Below are 15,524 nucleotides of genomic sequence, written 5' to 3'. Positions count from 1 at the left end.
GCCGACCGGGCCCGTTCCCCGTCCCTGGAGCCGCCGCACATGAGCCCGCCCGACGCCGCGCCCGACGCCGCCCGCGACCACGCCCGCGAAGCCGCCCGCGAGGGCGCCGGGAAGGACGCGACCGCACGCGCCGCCGACCGGGTGCTGAAGACGGCCGCCCGCCCCGGCGCCGGCCGTACCGCCGCCGTGTTCGGGTGCTCCGTGGCCGCCGCGGGCGCGGCCCTCGCCGAACCGGCCGTCCTCGGCCACGCCCTGGACCTGCTGCTGCGCCGCGACCCCGCCGCGAGCGCCTGGATCGTGTGGTGCGCCCTCGTCGTGGCCGCCGAAGTGCTCCTGGACGCCGCCGTCGCACGACTCACCGGCGACGTGGACGCCCGCACCACCGCCCGGCTGCGCGGACTCGGCCTGGCCCGACTGCTGCGCACGGCCCCGCACCTCGCCGCCCGCCACGCACCGGGCGAGGTCGCCGCCCGACTCACCGCGCACGCCGCCGAGGCCGGGATCGTGCCGGGCGCCCTCGCCCGCGCCGGCGCCGATCTGTTGCCGCCGCTCGGCGCCGTCGTCGCGCTCCTGCTCATCGACGTGTGGACGGCGGTGGCCTTCCTCGCCGGCCTCCCCCTGCTGGCCCTGCTCCTGCGCGCCTTCGCCCGCGACTCCGGCGCCGGCGTGGGCCGTTACCAGAAGGTGCAGCTCGCGATGGCCGGTCGCCTCGTCGAATCCCTCGCCGGGGCCCGGACCGTCGCCGCCGCGGGCACCGAGCGGCGCGAGGTGGCCCGGATCCTGGCGGCGCTGCCCGAACTGGGCCGCGAGGGACGGTTGATGTGGCGGATCTACGGTGCGGCGATGGCCCGCACGGCCGCACTGATGCCCCTGCTCCTGTACGTGGTCCTGTGCGTGGGCGGCTTCCGGCTCGCCGCCGGGGCCCTCGGCGTGGGCGGACTGCTGGCGGCGGTGCGCTACGCGGGACTCGCCGCCGGGGTCGGCGCGGTGACCGGGCGGCTCTCCGCGGTGGTCCGGGGCAGGGCCGCCGCCCGCCGCGTGGCCGACCTCGTCGGACTTCCCGAACTACCGCAGGGAGAGCATGAGTTGCCGCCGGGAGGCCCCGGTCGGCTGGAGCTGCGCGGGGTCCGCCTGGTCCGCGGGGGCGTCACCGTACTGCGGGACGTCGACCTGGACCTCCCCGGCGGCGCCACCGTGGCCGTCGTGGGGCGCTCCGGATCCGGCAAGACGCTGCTGGCCGCCGCGGCCGGCCGGCTCACCGCGTGCGACGCCGGCCACGTGCGGCTCGACGGGGTGCCGCTGGAGGAGCTGTCCGCCGACGCGCTGCGCCGGGAGGTCGGCCACGCCTTCGACCGGCCCGCCCTGTTCGGCACCGGCGTCGGCGCGGCCATCGCCTTCGGCGCGGGTCCCGCGCCCGACCCCGGGGCCGTGCGCGCCGCCGCCCGGGCCGCCGGCGCGGACGCGTTCGTACGCCGTCTGCCCGAGGGCTACGACACCCCCCTCGCTGGGGCCCCGCTGTCCGGCGGCGAGCTGCAACGCCTGGGCCTGGCGCGGGCGTTCTGCCACGCGGGCCGGCTGCTGATCCTGGACGACGCCACCTCCAGCCTGGACACCGTCACCGCCCGCGAGGTGGAGCGGGCCCTGGCCCACGAGGTGCGGGCCACCCGACTCGTCGTGGCGCACCGGATCTCCTCGGCGGCCCGCGCCGACCTCGTCGTGTGGCTGGACGCCGGACGGGTCCGGGCGACCGGCACCCACGCCCACCTGTGGTCGGACCCCGCCTACCGCGCCGTCTTCAACGCCGAAGCCGAAGCCGGGGCCGGGGTCGGGGCCGGGTCTGGAACCGGGTCCGGGGCCAAGGCCGCTTCCGAAGCCGAGTCCGGCGCCGGGGTCGGGGCCGGGGTCGGGGCCGGGGTCGGGGCCGGGGTCGGGGCCGACGCCGAGTCCGATGCCGGGTCCGGGGCCGGGGCCGAAGCCGAGTCCGGGGCCGGGTCCGGGGCCGGGGCCGGGTCCGGCCTCCGGGAGGGGTCGGCTCCGGGGGTCGGGCGGGGGCCGGGCGGGGGCGCGGGGGGCGGGCGGGAGGCGGTGCGGTGAGCGAGTACGGCACCTGGCGACGGCTCGCCCCCGACGGGCGCCGCTTCCTGCGCGGGCGCTCCCGCACCCTGGGCCGACTCGCCCTGTGGTCCCTGCTGGAGGCCGCCCACACCTTCCTCGGCGGCTACGCGGTGGCCCGCGCCCTCGACGACGGCTTCCTCGCGGAACGGACCGCGACCGGAGTCGGCTGGCTCGTCGCCGCCGCGGCCGGCGCCCTGCTCGGCGCGTGGGCCCTGCGCGGGGTGTTCCAGGGCCTCGCCGACCTGGTCGAACCGTTGCGCGACGGCCTGGTCCGGCGCGCCGTGCGCCAGGCACTGCGGCGGGCGGTCGACGACCCACGGACGGCCGCCGATCTCGGCGCGGTGTCCCGGCTGGCCCAGCAGACGGAGATGGCCCGCGACTCCTTCGCCGGCCTCGTGCTGGTCGCGCGGTCCTTCGTGTTCACCGCGGTGGGGGCGCTGGCCGGAATGGCCGCGCTGGCACCGGTCATGCTCCTGTTCGTCCTGCCGCCGCTGGTGTTGGGCACGGTGTGCTTCCTGGCGACGCTGGGCCCCATGGCCCGGGTGCAGGAGCGGGCCCTCGACACCGACGAGGCCCTCTCCGCGCGGGCCGGCGCGCTCGCGGCGGGGCTGCGCGACGTGGTGGCCTGCGGCGGCGGGGCGGCGGCCGCGGCTCCGTTGGAGGCGTTGATCTCGCGCCAGGAGGCGCTCACCCGCCGCCTGGCCGGGTGGACCGCCCTGCGGACGCTCGCGCTCGCGGTGGCCGGCCGGCTCCCGGTGGTCGCGCTGCTGGCCGGGACGCCCTGGCTGCTGGACCGGGGCGTCGGCGCGGGCGCCCTGGCCGGCGCGCTGACGTACCTGGTCCAGTCGCTGCTGCCGGCCCTCGACGCGCTGATGACGGCGGTGGGCTCCGCCGGCACCCGGCTGCTGGTGGTGCTGTCCCGCTTCACCCCGCAGCCGGCGCACCCCGCGTCCGACCGGGCCGAACCGCGGGATGCGCCCCGGGAGGACGGGCGGTCCCGACCGGCCCCCCGGGAGGACGACGGGCCCCGGGCCGCCGGGGTCCCCGCCGCCGAGCTGCGGCGGGTCCGGTTCGCCTACGGGGCCCACGCGCACCCCGTGATCGACGGCCTCGACCTGCGCGTCGCGGCCGGCGAACACCTGGCCGTCGTGGGGCCGAGCGGGATCGGCAAGTCCACGCTCCTGGCCCTGCTGGCCGGGATGCTGCCGCCCGACCGGGGGACGGTGTCGCTGTCCGGCTCCCCCGCCCGGCGCCCCCGGGAAGGGGGGCCGGACCCGCATCGGACCCTCCTGCCCCAGCAGGCGTACGTGTTCACGGGCACGGTCCGCGAGAACCTCGGCCACCTCTCCCCCGGGCCGCCGGGTACGGCGCGGGCGGACCGGGCCGCGCGGGCCCTCGGGGCCGCCGCCCTCGTGGACCGGCTCGGCGGTCTGGACGCCCCCGTGGACCCGGCCGCGCTGTCACCGGGCGAGCGCCAGCTGTTGGCCCTCACCGCCGCCTACCTCTCCCCGGCCCCGTTGCTCCTGCTCGACGAGGCCACCTGTCACCTCGACCCCCGGGCCGAGGAACGCGCGGAACGGGCGCTGGCGCGCCGGCCGGGCACCCTGGTCGTGGTGGCCCACCGGATCTCGTCGGCGATCCGGGCCGACCGGGTCCTCGTACTCGACGGAACCCGGGCGGTGTGCGGCACCCACGCGGAGCTCCCGGCGAGATCGGCCCTGTACCGGGACCTGGTGGGCCGGTGGGGCGCGGACTCCTGACGCCGCCCGCGTCCGCGCGCCCGACCGCGCCGGGCGGGCCCGCTCAGACCCAGCCGGCCCGCCGGGAGATCCGGATGGCGTCGATCCGGTTGCGGGCGCCGGTCTTGCGGGTCGCGGCGGCCATGTAGTTGCGTACGGTTCCGCTCGCCAGGTGCAGGGCGCGGGCGATCTCCGCCACCGAGTCGCCCTCGGCGGCGCGGGCCAGCACGCTCAGCTCGCGCGGGCTCAGCGGCATGGGTTCCGCCTCCATCAGGGCCGAGGCCAGCGAGGCGTCGACGAACCGCTCGCCGGCCGCGAGTTTGCGGATCGCCCGCACGAGTCGGCGCGGCGAGCCGTCCTTGTCCACGTAGCCCGGGGCCTGTGCCTGGAAGGCCTTGCGCAGGGGTCCGGGCGTGCGCGAGGTGGCCAGCACCAGCAACGGGGTGGGCGGGTCGAGGGCGGGGCGGGCCGACCGGCCGTCGGGGGTGAGCAGGGCGGACGCCCCCGGACAGTCGAGGTCGACGACCGCCACGTCTGGTCGTGAGAACTCCGCCTGGCGGGCGGCGGTTCGCCAGCCGGCGGAGGTCACGTCGAAGTCCCCTTCGGATCTCAGCAGGGCCGCCAGTGCCGACCTGACGAGTGCGGTGCTGTGCAGGACGAGGACTTTGGTCATCGGGCTCTCCTCAACACGGGCGGCGATCGATCAGCACCAAGCGGGTGCCCACCCGCCGCCCGGCCGGAACGTCCGCGCTTTCGGGGCGTGGGGGCGGGTGGCCGAACCCCGCGCCCCCGCGCACGCGCACGCGTACCGCGATCCGCCGCCCCACCTCGGCAACCGCCCCCGCCCGCGCGGCGGACACATCGCGGCGCGGCGATCCGGATGGGCCGGTTCCGGGCGCATCTCCCCCGCGGGCGGCCTCGCTCGGGGTCCCGTCGGGCCCATACGGAGCCCGTAGAGCGTCCGTTCGGGTGGCTTCGCCCCCTGCGCGACCGCACCTGCCGCCGACCGCGCGCCGGTCCGTGCTCTGCTGTGGCCACGGCCGCGGGACGGTCGTACGCGGGCCCGCCCGCTGTTCGTGGCAGGCCGCACCTACAGCGAAGGAGGACTGATGAGGCAGCGAGGAAGGGAGCGGACGAATCGAGGCACGAACGGCCGACTACGGGCCTTCACACTGTTGTTGACCGTCACGCTGTTGGACGTGACCGGAGCGTACGCTGCATCGGTGCACTCCAGACCGAACCCCGACTGGAACGCCATCGCCCGGTGCGAATCCGGGGGGAATTGGCGGGCGAACACCGGCAACGGCCATTACGGGGGGCTGCAGTTCACACAGTCGAGCTGGAACGCGGCGGGAGGCCGCAAGTACGCTCCGCGCGCCGACCTCGCCACGAAGGCGGAACAGATCGCGACCGCGCGAAGACTCGCCGAGATCCAGGGCATGGGAGCCTGGAGCTGCGCCCGCCGCCGGCGCTGAACGGGCCGCCGCACCCCGCGTGGTAGGAATGCGGGAGAGGGGCGGGGAGAGGACGGGTCCGAACGGGACGGCCACCGTGCCCCCGTCGCCGGCCGTCCGACCGGACGTCCGTCCGTCCGTCCGCGCCACCGGGAGCAGTTCGTGATCATAGACCTCGCCGTGATCTACACCGACCGTCTCGACGCCTGCCGCGAGTTCTACGCCGGCGTCGGGCTCGACCTCGTGGCCGAGCGGCACGGCGGGGGCCCGGAACACTACGCGGCGACGCTCGCCGACGGCGGGGTCCTGGAGTTGTACCCGGCCGTGAAGCGCCCGCCCACCGGGTACCTGCGCCTCGGCCTCACCGCACCGCCGCACGCCGCCGGCGCCCTGCCCCCGGGCCGGCACACCCTGACCGACCCGGACGGACGGACCGTCGTGCTGACGGTCGCGTGAAACCCGTACACGACGGGCCGGTCGGTCGGGATCCACGACGGGACCGTCAGCCCCCACAGCAGCCGTGCCCGGTCGCGGTGTCGGGCGTGCCGCGCCGGCACGCCCCACCAGCCGCTCGACGATCCCCACCATGACAACAGCCTGCCGAAACAGCCGAATGAGATGACATCTCATCCGCACATGGCCGACGGGATGGGACATGTGGGAGCGCTTCGGAGGGGCCCCGGTCAGTCCACGAGCACGCCGGGGTTGAGGATGCCGTGCGGGTCGAGCGCGCCCTTCGCGGCCCGCAGGGCGAGGGCGAAGGGCTCGGGGCGCTGGCGGTCGTAGAACGGACGGTGGTCCCGGCCGACGGCGTGGTGGTGGGTGATGGTGGCCCGGTGTCGGTGCAGGACTTCGCCGGCGACGGCCTTGAGGTCGTCCCAGAGGGCGACCTCGTCGCCCTCGCGGCCACCGGCGAGGACGGTGAAGTAGGGCGCCGCTCCGTCCGGATAGACGTGCGTGAGGCGGCAGTTGACGATCGCGGGGTGGCCGGTGGCCTTGAGCGCCGCCGCGCCGACCTCGGTGCGGACCGCGTCGATCAGCGCGGGTATCCGGTCCCAGGTGGCCGCCGTCTCGAAGGTCTCGGCCACGGCGCCCATCCGCACCAGTCCGTCGCGCAGGTAGGGCATCCGCAGGAACGCCGATCGCCAGGCGCCCACGGCGGCGTCGCCCGAGCCCCCGCCCGCGCCCGCATCGCCACCGTCACCGTCACCGTCGCCGGGTCGGCCGCCGTGCGAGCGGGCGAGGTCGACGGCGCTCCGCAGCCGGTCGGTCACCGGTCCGTCCGCCGACTCGAAACCGAGGACCAGCACGGCGTGACCGTCGTGCGCCGCGCCCGCCATCGCGGCCTCACCCGCGTCCAGCAGACGGCAGTTGGCGGGGGCGAGGTCGGACTGCGCGAGGGCGCGGACCGCCTCCAGCGCACGCCCGAAGTCGGCGAAGGCGACCGCGGCGGACGCCTTGTGCCGGGGACGGGCCTGGAGCCGCACCCACGCCTCCGTGATGACCCCGAGGGCCCCTTCGGAGCCCAGGAAGAGGCGGTCGGGCGAGGGGCCCGCCCCGGAGGCGGGCAGCCGCCAGGAGTCGTTCGTCCCCGCCGGGGTGACGACGCGCAGCGACTGCACGAAGTCGTCGATGTGCGTACGGCCGGTGGCGTAGTGCCCGCCGGCCCGGGTGGCGAGCCAACCGCCCAGGGTGGAGAACTCGAAGCTCTGCGGGAAGTGCCGCAGGGTGAGCCCGTACGGCCGGAGTTGGTCCTCCAGGCTCGGGCCGAGGGTGCCGGCCTGGATCCGCGCGGCCCGCCCGGCGGTGTCGACCTCCAGGACGCGCCCCATGGCGGTCAGGTCGAGGGACAGCACCGCCCGGTGGGCGTCGCCCCGGTACTCCACGCCGCCGGTGACCGAGGAGCCGCCGCCGTAGGGGACGACGGCGATCCCGCGCCCGCCCGCCCAGTCCAGCAGGTCGGCCACCTCCCGGTCGTCCGTCGGGCGGGCGACGAGGTCGGGGACGCGGCCCGGCCGCCCGCGCAGGGCGCGCACCACGTCGCGGTACGCCTTGCCCCTCGCGTGCGCGGCGCGGTCCCGGGGGTCGTCGGTGAGGACGTGGGCCAGGCTCGGCGGGGGTTCGACGGCGGGGGCGCCGATGCCGAGGTCGCGGATCCGGGGTACGGGGAGCGGGCGGGCGAGCGTGCCGGGGAGCAGGGCGCCCATCGCCACGCACTCGGCGTCGTCGGGGTGCGCGTCGGTCCAGCCCCAGCCCCACCAGGAACGGGTGCGGGAGGTGGGCTGCGCGGTGGTGCCGGCCATGGAGGCGCTCCAGGGGTCGGAGGAATTTACCCAGCGGTAAATTACCTACTGATAATATCGACGCATGGCAACCCCTTCCTCGAAAGCCGGTACCAAGGGAGTCCCGCGGCACGAGCGCCGGCAGCAGATGCTGGACGCCGCCACGCAGGAGTTCGGCACCCGCGGCTACGCCGCGGCGTCGCTCCCCGCGATCGCCGCGCGCGTGGGCGTCACCAAGACGCTGCTGCACCAGTACTTCGGGACCAAGGAGGACCTCTACGTCGCCTGCCTGACCCCGGTCGGGGACCGTCTCCTCGACACCATCCGTACGGCGATGGGCCCGGACGGGGCCGCGCCGCAGACCCCGCTGCGCGTGCTCCACGGCATCTTCACCGCGCTGGAGGGGCAGCGGGAGGCGTGGTTCGTGCTGTACGACGCCACCCTGCCGGAGGGGGGCGAGGCGGCCCGGCGCGCCTCGGAGTACTGGTCGGCCATCGACCGGCTCGCGGCGGGCGGCACCGCCGGACTGCTGCGCGCGGCCGGATCCACCGACCCGCTCGACGCGGACGCGCTCAAGTACGTCTGGCGGGACCTGGTCGCCACCCTCGTCCGCTGGTGGGTCAAGCACCCGGAACAGACCCCGGCGGCCATGACCCGGCGCTGCGCCCGTCTCTTCGCGACCGCCGCCACGCTCGTCCCCGAAGCCTCCGTGACCTCCGAAGCGCCCGAAGCGCCCGAAGCCGACGGGCCGGACGCCGACGGCCCCGTCTGACGGACCCGGCCGACACGCGCCCCGGACGGATCGGGGCCATCATGGCGGGAGGTCCCCCGCGCGCGGGAGACCAGTCCGAGTCGGGAGGTGACCGGCGGGCATGGACGAATCGCGCAGGGCCTGGATCGGGATCGGCGTCGTCCTCGCCGTCATCCTGCTGAACCTCGCGGCCATCATCCTGATGAACACGCTCTGAGGCGGCGGCCGGCGCCCCGCCGGGCCTGCCCGGCACGACCGGCGCGACCGGGGCGTCCTCGCGCCCGCACGGTCCCGCGCCCGGCGCGAGGGGGTCAGGGCCGTGTCCACCCGCGACGGGCGGGCCCGGCGGGGGTGGACACGACGGATCCCGGGCGGTCCGGACCTCGCCGTCGCGGCGGCGTCCGGACCCCTGCGGGAAGGTCAGGCGGGCACCTCGCTCGGCAGACCGCGGGTGGTGACCACCCGGGCGCTGCCGTCGACCAGCCGGTAGGACAGGCCCACCACGGCGGTGCGCCCGGCCGCGACCTGGTCGGCTATGACGCGCGAGCGGTCCATGAGGAGGTCGACGGTGTGCCGTATGTGCTCGGCGATGATGTCGTCCTCGTCGGTGAGTCCGGCGGCGCGGGCCGCCAGCACGCTGGGGGTGACGCGTTCGATGACGTCGCGCACGTAGCCGGTGGCGCTGACGCCGTCGGTCAGGGCGGCGCGGGTCGCGGCGACGGCACCGCAGGTGTCGTGGCCCAGCACGACGACCAGCGGGGCGTCGAGCACGCTCACCGCGTACTCGATGCTGCCCAGCACCTCCGGACCGGCGACGTGGCCGGCGGTGCGGACCACGAACAGGTCGCCCAGACCGCGGTCGAAGATGATCTCGGCGGCGAGCCGTGAATCGGAGCAGCCGAAGAGCACGGCGAAGGGGGTCTGGGCCGGTGCGGTCTCGGTGCGGCGCGCGGCGTCCTGGTTCGGGTGCTCGGGGGCGCCCGCCGTGAAGCGCCGGTTGCCGGCCAGCAGCAGCTCGTAGGCCTCGGACGGAGTCGGTGACAGCGAGGTACTCATGACCGCAGGCTACGGCCCCGCCCGCGTCCGCACACCGTGGGGTACGTCGCACGGGCGGACCGCGGCGGCCCGGCCCGCCCCGCCCGCTCGGCGCGGGCGTCCGCCCGGACCGTCGGCGCCCGCAGGTGGGGCGCTCCCCCGCGCGGGTGGCGGGCTCCGGTGGCGCCCGCGCGCGGGCGGACCGGCCCGCGCCCCGCGGAGCGCGTCGCCGGGCCCCGCGGCCGTACCCCTGCCGGGGCGCCGGCGCGGCCCCGCCGGCTCACGAGCGGTCCTCCGGTACCGTCCCACCCCCTCGGCCCGGACGGGTGACCGCGCCCGGCGGCGGGGGCCCCGGCGCCCGACCGCCCCGCCCCGTCGTCGCCGGTCAGGGCTCCTGGCCGGTCAGGACTCCTGGCCGGTCAGGACTCCTGGCCGGTCGAGGCCAGGACGATCTCGCGGACCGTGACGTGCCGGGGCCGCCCGTAGGCGTACGCGATGGCCGCGGCCACCTCGTCGGGGTCCAGCGCGCCGCCCGCCGATTCCTTCCACTCCTGGTAGTCGCTCTTGATCCGTTCGTCGCTGGTGTGCGACAGCAGTTCCGTCTCCACGGCCCCCGGGGCCACCGTCACCACCCGGACCCCGGTGGCGGCCACCTCCTCGCGGAGGTTCTCCGACATGGAGTGCACGGCGAACTTGGTCCCCACGTACGCCGCGTGGTTCGGGAACGTCTTGCGGCCGGCCACCGAGCCGATGTTCACGATGGTGCCCGCGCCCCGGTCCACCATCGCGGGCAGGACCGCGCGGGTCGCGTACAGCAGGCCCTTCACGTTGATGTCGAGCATCCGCTCCCACTCGTCCACCGGCTGGTCGGCGATCCGGCCCAGCAGCATCGCGCCCGCGTTGTTGACCAGCAGGTCCACCGGCCCGTACCGCTCCTCGGCCTCGCGCACGGCGGCCTCCACGGCCGGCCGGTCGGTGATGTCGGCCTTCCGGCACAGGGCGTCGGGCAGCCCCAGCTCCTCCATGCGCTCCAGTCGGCGGGCCAGCAGGAGCAGCGGGTGCCCCTGGGCGGAGAACAGGCGGGCGGTGGCCGCGCCGATGCCGGAACTGGCGCCGGTGATCACGATCAGGGGCTTGGGCATGCCGGTCGGGGCCTTTCCCTCGGGGGCGCGGACGACGGAGCCCCGGCGCGGGCCGTCGGCTCCCGCCCCAGGAGACCACCGCCCGCCGGAGCCCGCCCGGCGCCACCGGGCGTGGTGCCGCCCGACCTGCCCGGATACCCCCGTGCGGCGCAACGGCGGGGAGGGCTCCGGGGTGGCACGGGGCGTGGTCCGCGGGAGCGGCGCGACGGGGTAACGTCTTTGTCATGTTCTTCCAGACGCCGATTCCCGGGTGAACGCGTGACGGGCACCCGCCGACGTCCATCCCCGTGGCCGCGCCCGTCCCCACCGACGAATCCGTAGACCCCTCCACCTCACCACCGGGAGAACCCGTGCCCGACAGCAAGAACATCAACAACCCCGTGGGCCAGGGCGGCGGCCCGCGCAAGCGGCAGTCCCGCGCCGAGCGGCAGGACAACGGTCCGCACCGCAACCGCGACCGCCAGAGCGCCGCCGACCGCAAGGCGGAGCTGATCCGCCTCATGCGCGAGAAGGCGGGCACGGCCGACGCCGCCGCCACCTCCCCGACCGAAGACGACGCCGCCGCCGGACAGCCGGACGGGGACGCCGCCCGGAGCTGAGGCACCGCCGCCGCGGGGCGGCGCACCGCCCGTGAGAGGGGCCCGTACCGCGCCGCGCGGTACGGGCCCCTTCGCCGTACCGGGCCCGGCCGGTCCCGCCGACCCGACCGGGACCCGGGCCGCTGACGGTCCGGTAGATTCGGCGGCGCAGCTGATCTTCAGGAGAGCGGCCGGGGGGCCGCGCGTGCGACACGGGGGCAGTGGGTGCGGAGCACAGACGCGCGGGACCGTCGGCGGGAGACCCTGCTGGAGTGCTGGCGCGCGATCGAGCTGTTCAGTCCGCCGACCATCCCGGCGCCGCCCCGCCGGCGGCCCGCCGCGCGCTCCGGTTCGGCGGACGAGTACGTCGTCGACCTGACCCCGGAGCCGGGCCGGGCGGCGCCGCCGCTGCCGTGGGCCGTGGACCATCCGCAGACGGGGGCGCGCCGGGCGCCGTTCGGCCGGATGTGGCGCCACGAGGTCTACTGCGGGGTCTTCGAGCTGGAGCTGCTGCGCCAGGCGATGATCGCGGTACTGCCGCCGGGGACCGATCCCGACCCCGGGGTGCCGCAGTCCGAGCTGGTGCTGTCGGGCCAGAGCGCGATGTTCGCGCTGGTCCTGGACGACGAGGGCCGGCCGGTCGAGGACACGTCCGTCGTCTCCGCGTGCGCCTGGGCGACGGGCCGGCTGTTCGATCCGGGGCCGTCCACGCCGGGGTGGCTCGACGGTTTCGAGGAGCTCGACGAGGCGTTCGGCCGGGCGATCGACGAGCTCACGGCCACCGCGATCCCCTACGGGCCCACGGCCCCGGCGGCCGGCGCTGCGTTCGAGCGCCGGCCCGGCGCCGAGGCCGCGTCGGGAGCGCCGGGCGGCACGGCCGGCGGCGGGGGCTGGCAGCGGCTGCTCGCCGAGATCCTGGGCGGCGCGGCCGTCGGAGCGGTCGGCGCCCTGTTCGGGGAGGTCGCCGGCGCCGCGGTGCAGGGCGCCACGGAGCCCCTGGTCCGCCGCGCCGCGGACTGGGCCGCGGCCCGCCGCCCCGCCGGGGAGCGGGCGGGTGCGGGCTCGGGACGGCCCGACGGCGCCGGGGAGGTCCCCGCGGGGGCGCCGGTCGAGGTCGCCGACGCCGCACCCGGGCCGGTGGCCGACGCCGGAATCGCCACCGACCCCGCCCCCGACACCGTCCCCGGCGCCGGATCCCGTGCGCTCGGGTTCGCGGACCTGGTCGCCCTGACCGCGCAGATCGCCGAGCTGTGCGGCGTACGGGATCACCTGCGGCCGCGCGTGATCCGCGTGCGCAGCCGGCTGGTCCACCGGCCGCGGGACCCCCGGACGAAGGTCACGGCCGCGGCCCCGTTCCTGAACAGCCTGCTCCCGCCCGATCTGGCCCGGGTGTCCGCTGCCGTGGGCGAGGGCGTCGGGCCGGCGCTGGAGGCGTACCTGACGGAGCTCGACGAGGTCGCGGTGGGGGCCCGGACGGACGTCCGCCAGGAACGCGGGGTCGTGCTGGACGGTGTGGCTCCGGCTCTGGTTCCGGCCGGCCGCTGGCCCGCGGCGGCGCGGTTCCCGCTCGCGCTGAGCCAGCAGTTCGCGGTCGACCGCATGCTCGCCGACCGGGCGGGGACCGGGGGCGGGATGTTCTCCGTGAACGGGCCGCCCGGCACGGGCAAGACGACGATGCTGCGCGACCTGGTCGCCGCCCTCGTCGTCGAGCGGGCGGCGGTGCTGGCCTCGTACGACCGGCCCTCGCAGGCGTTCACCGGCCCGGCGTGGCGGGGCAGGGACCGCCAGGGCGCCCACGCCCGCTTCGTGGCGCGGCTCGACCCGCGCCTGACCGGGTTCGAGATCGTGGTCGCCTCCTCCAACAACGGCGCCGTGGAGAACATCACCGCCGAACTGCCCGCCGTCGACGCGCTCGACGATCACTGGCGCGGCGACCCCGACCCCTACGTCGACCCCTTCGCCGACCTCGCCTCCGCGCTCCTCGGCGGGCCGGCCTGGGGTCTGGTCGCGGCGGTGCTCGGCAACAAGGGCAACCGCAGGGAGTTCGGGGAACGCTTCTGGTGGGGCCGGTTGCCCGAGAAGGAGAGCGAAGCCCGCGAGGCCGCGGGGCTGGAGCCGCTGCGCGGCATGCGGGAGATCCTCGGCGACTGGATCCCTCCCCGGCCCCGCCCCGGCGGCGCGCGTCCCGCCACCGGCGCGGACCGAACCGCCGCGGCGGCGGCCGGCCCCGCCGAGGCCGTGCCCTCGTGGACCGACGCGGTCGCCGCGTTCCGTGCCGCACAGGCCGAGGTCGAGCGGCTGCGGGCGGAGCGCGCCGGGTTGGCCGTGACGCTGGCGGCCGTCGAGTCCCCCTCGGCCGGGCGGGCGCTCGCGGACCTGGAGGCCGCCGTGACCCGCGCCGACCTGCGGGTCGGCGAGGCCGTCGCGGACCTGGACCGGGCCGCCGCCGCCTCGGCCGCCGCCCGGAGCGCCACCGCGGCGGCCGAGGCCGGCCACCGGGCGACGTCCGAGCACGTGCCGCGGGCCCACCAGGAACTGGCCGGCGCCCGCGCGGACCTGTCGGCCGCCCGCGAACGGGCCGCGCACCACCGCGAGTACGTGACCGCGCTCACCGTCCGCCACGACGCTCCCCCGGTCGTCGAACGGGGCCTGCGCGGGGGGCTGCGCCGCCTGCTGCGGAGCACGGCCGAACGCCAGGCGGCGGAGCGGCAGCAGGAGCACACCCAGGCCGAGATCGCGGACCTGCTCGTCCGGCAGCGCGCCGCGCTCGACGAGGCCGTGGAGCGGGTCGCCGAGGCCGTGCGCGCCGAGTCCCTGGCCGCGGACCGGCACGCCCGGTCCGGTACCGCCGTCGCCGCCGCCTTCGCGGACCTCACCGCCGCGCTCGACCGGGAACGGGCCGCGGGCGAGCGGGAGGCCGTGGCGGTCGCCGGCCTCGGGCACGTCCGCCACCTCGCGGACGCGGCCCGCCGTGACCTGCGGGCCGCCGTGACGGAGCTCGACGACCGCCGGCGCGCACTGCGGGAGGCGGCCCGGACGCTGCCGTCCCTGCCCCTCGGCTGGACGCACCTCGACGAGGCCGATCAGGAACTCGGCTCGCCCTGGTCGGACGAGGCGTGGTCCACCGCACGTGGCGACCTGTTCCTGGCCGCGCTCGACCTGCACCGCGCGTTCGTCGCCGGGGCCGCGCAGAAGGTCCGGGGCAACCTCCAGGTCCTCATGGAACTGATGGCCGGAACCAACGGGCCCGTTCCCGACGAGGAGGTCGCGCACGCCTGGCACACCCTCTTCCTCCTGGTGCCCGTCGTCTCCACGACGTTCTCCTCCATCGGCAGCATGTTCGCCCGACTCGGCCGGGAGTCGATCGGCTGGGTCCTCGTCGACGAGGCCGGACAGGCCACCCCGCAGGCCGCCGCCGGGGCGCTGTGGCGGGCCCGGCGCGCCGTCCTGGTCGGCGATCCCCTCCAGCTCGAACCGGTCGTCACGATGCCCGCGGCCCTCCAGCACCGGCTGCTGCGCGCCTACGGCGTCGACGAACACTGGCTGCCCTCGGCCACCTCGGCCCAGGCCGTCGCCGACCGGACCAACCGCCACGGCACCTACCTACCGGCCCCGGACGGCGGCGACGAGCGGGTCTGGGTGGGCTCGCCGCTGCGCGTGCACCGCCGCTGCGAGGAACCGATGTTCACGGTCAGCAACGAGGTCGCGTACGGGGGCCTGATGGTCCACGGCACCGCGCACAAGGCGTTCCCCGACGCGGATCGGGACGGCCTGCTCCCCAGCCGCTGGCTCAACACCGACGATCCGGCGCGCCCGTCCGACGCGCCGTGGGGCGAACGCGACCGCCGGGCCTTCGAGTTCGTCCTCGACCACCTGCGCCGGCAGGGCGTGGACGTCGAACGCGTGCGCGTCATCGCCCCCTTCCGGGCGCTGGTCGCCGCGTGCCAGAAGGTCTGCCGGGGCCGTGAGGAGTGGACGTCCGCGCTGATCGAGGAGCGCTGCGCCACCGTCCACCGGGCCCAGGGCAAGGAGGCCGACGTGGTCGTCCTCGTGCTCGGCGGCGGCCGACCCGGCGCCCGCGCGTGGGCGGCCCGCACCCCGCACCTGCTCAACGTCGCCGCCAGCCGCGCCAAACGCCGCCTCTACGTCATCGGCGAGCGCGCCCTGTGGGCCCCGCTCGCGCACTTCGACGTCCTCGCCTCCGAGTTGACCGAGTTCCACCACCTGCGCGACCGCGCCGACTGGCCGCCGGAGAGTGCCCTCCACGAAGCAACGGACCCACCCCGAGGACCCGAACAGCCCTGAGGAACCGTACAGCGACGGCATGACCCGGACGAGCGTGGCTTCGCCGGCGACAACTACGCGGGGCGCACCCCGAGGTACTCGCCGCGACAGCCCTGGCCAACGGCGGCCACCAGGTCAGCTACG

11 protein-coding genes are annotated in these 15,524 nt (G+C 77.0%); 7 read left to right on the top strand and 4 right to left on the bottom strand.

The annotated features are described in order from the left end of the window. The first annotated feature begins 39 nt into the window (after positions 1–39). Together ACZ6ZI_RS17750 and ACZ6ZI_RS17745 are read left to right on the top strand one after the other, a co-directional pair. On the top strand, positions 40–2,094 hold the full coding sequence (locus tag ACZ6ZI_RS17750) for an ATP-binding cassette domain-containing protein (protein ID WP_469521513.1): 2,055 nt from the start codon (positions 40–42) through the stop codon (positions 2,092–2,094). Then, positions 2,091–3,875, top strand: coding sequence for an ATP-binding cassette domain-containing protein (locus tag ACZ6ZI_RS17745; RefSeq protein WP_469521509.1), 1,785 nt, complete (start codon positions 2,091–2,093; stop codon positions 3,873–3,875). The genes ACZ6ZI_RS17750 and ACZ6ZI_RS17745 overlap by 4 nt, the downstream gene beginning before the upstream one ends. 43 nt (positions 3,876–3,918) lie before the next feature. Here ACZ6ZI_RS17745 and ACZ6ZI_RS17740 read toward each other — a convergent pair whose 3' ends face one another. Further along, complete coding sequence (locus ACZ6ZI_RS17740; RefSeq protein WP_469521506.1) at positions 3,919–4,527, bottom strand: response regulator transcription factor; 609 nt, start codon at positions 4,525–4,527, stop codon at positions 3,919–3,921. 436 nt (positions 4,528–4,963) lie between these two features. On the opposite strand from ACZ6ZI_RS17740, the gene ACZ6ZI_RS17735 reads away from it, so the two are divergent. Beyond that, on the top strand, positions 4,964–5,329 hold the full coding sequence (locus ACZ6ZI_RS17735; RefSeq protein ID WP_469521503.1) for a transglycosylase family protein: 366 nt from the start codon (positions 4,964–4,966) through the stop codon (positions 5,327–5,329). A gap of 141 nt (positions 5,330–5,470) precedes the next feature. After that, positions 5,471–5,764 (top strand): VOC family protein, encoded by a 294-nt coding sequence (locus ACZ6ZI_RS17730; RefSeq protein WP_469521500.1) that lies wholly within the window; start codon positions 5,471–5,473, stop codon positions 5,762–5,764. Between the two features lie 227 nt (positions 5,765–5,991). Here the strand turns inward: ACZ6ZI_RS17730 and ACZ6ZI_RS17725 are convergent, their stop codons facing one another. Continuing rightward, positions 5,992–7,611 carry an FAD-binding oxidoreductase gene (locus ACZ6ZI_RS17725; protein ID WP_469521497.1) on the bottom strand — a complete coding sequence of 540 codons (1,620 nt, stop codon included), beginning with the start codon at positions 7,609–7,611 and terminating at the stop codon, positions 5,992–5,994. 64 nt (positions 7,612–7,675) lie between these two features. Here ACZ6ZI_RS17725 and ACZ6ZI_RS17720 point away from each other — a divergent pair, with 64 nt between their 5' ends. Next, entirely contained in the window at positions 7,676–8,362 is a 687-nt protein-coding gene (locus ACZ6ZI_RS17720) for a TetR/AcrR family transcriptional regulator (RefSeq protein ID WP_469521494.1), read from the top strand. Between the two features lie 399 nt (positions 8,363–8,761). Here ACZ6ZI_RS17720 and ACZ6ZI_RS17715 read toward each other — a convergent pair whose 3' ends face one another. Continuing rightward, positions 8,762–9,397 carry a carbonic anhydrase gene (locus ACZ6ZI_RS17715; RefSeq protein WP_363061271.1) on the bottom strand — a complete coding sequence of 212 codons (636 nt, stop codon included), beginning with the start codon at positions 9,395–9,397 and terminating at the stop codon, positions 8,762–8,764. Positions 9,398–9,795: 398 nt separating this feature from the next. After that, positions 9,796–10,518: an SDR family oxidoreductase gene (locus ACZ6ZI_RS17710; protein ID WP_469521490.1), complete on the bottom strand. Its 723-nt coding sequence runs from the start codon at positions 10,516–10,518 to the stop codon at positions 9,796–9,798. A gap of 350 nt (positions 10,519–10,868) precedes the next feature. On the opposite strand from ACZ6ZI_RS17710, the gene ACZ6ZI_RS17705 reads away from it, so the two are divergent. Together ACZ6ZI_RS17705 and ACZ6ZI_RS17700 are read left to right on the top strand one after the other, a co-directional pair. Then, positions 10,869–11,117 carry a DUF6243 family protein gene (locus ACZ6ZI_RS17705; protein WP_469521487.1) on the top strand — a complete coding sequence of 83 codons (249 nt, stop codon included), beginning with the start codon at positions 10,869–10,871 and terminating at the stop codon, positions 11,115–11,117. Positions 11,118–11,321: 204 nt separating this feature from the next. Then, positions 11,322–15,401, top strand: a complete 4,080-nt coding sequence (locus ACZ6ZI_RS17700; RefSeq protein ID WP_469521484.1) for a DEAD/DEAH box helicase — start codon at positions 11,322–11,324, stop codon at positions 15,399–15,401. Positions 15,402–15,524 lie beyond the last annotated feature (123 nt).

This window comes from Streptomyces sp. NPDC103540 (assembly GCF_055584445.1).
The sequence above is the reverse complement of the archived record's forward strand: the minus strand, read 5'-3'. Positions and strand labels throughout refer to the sequence as shown.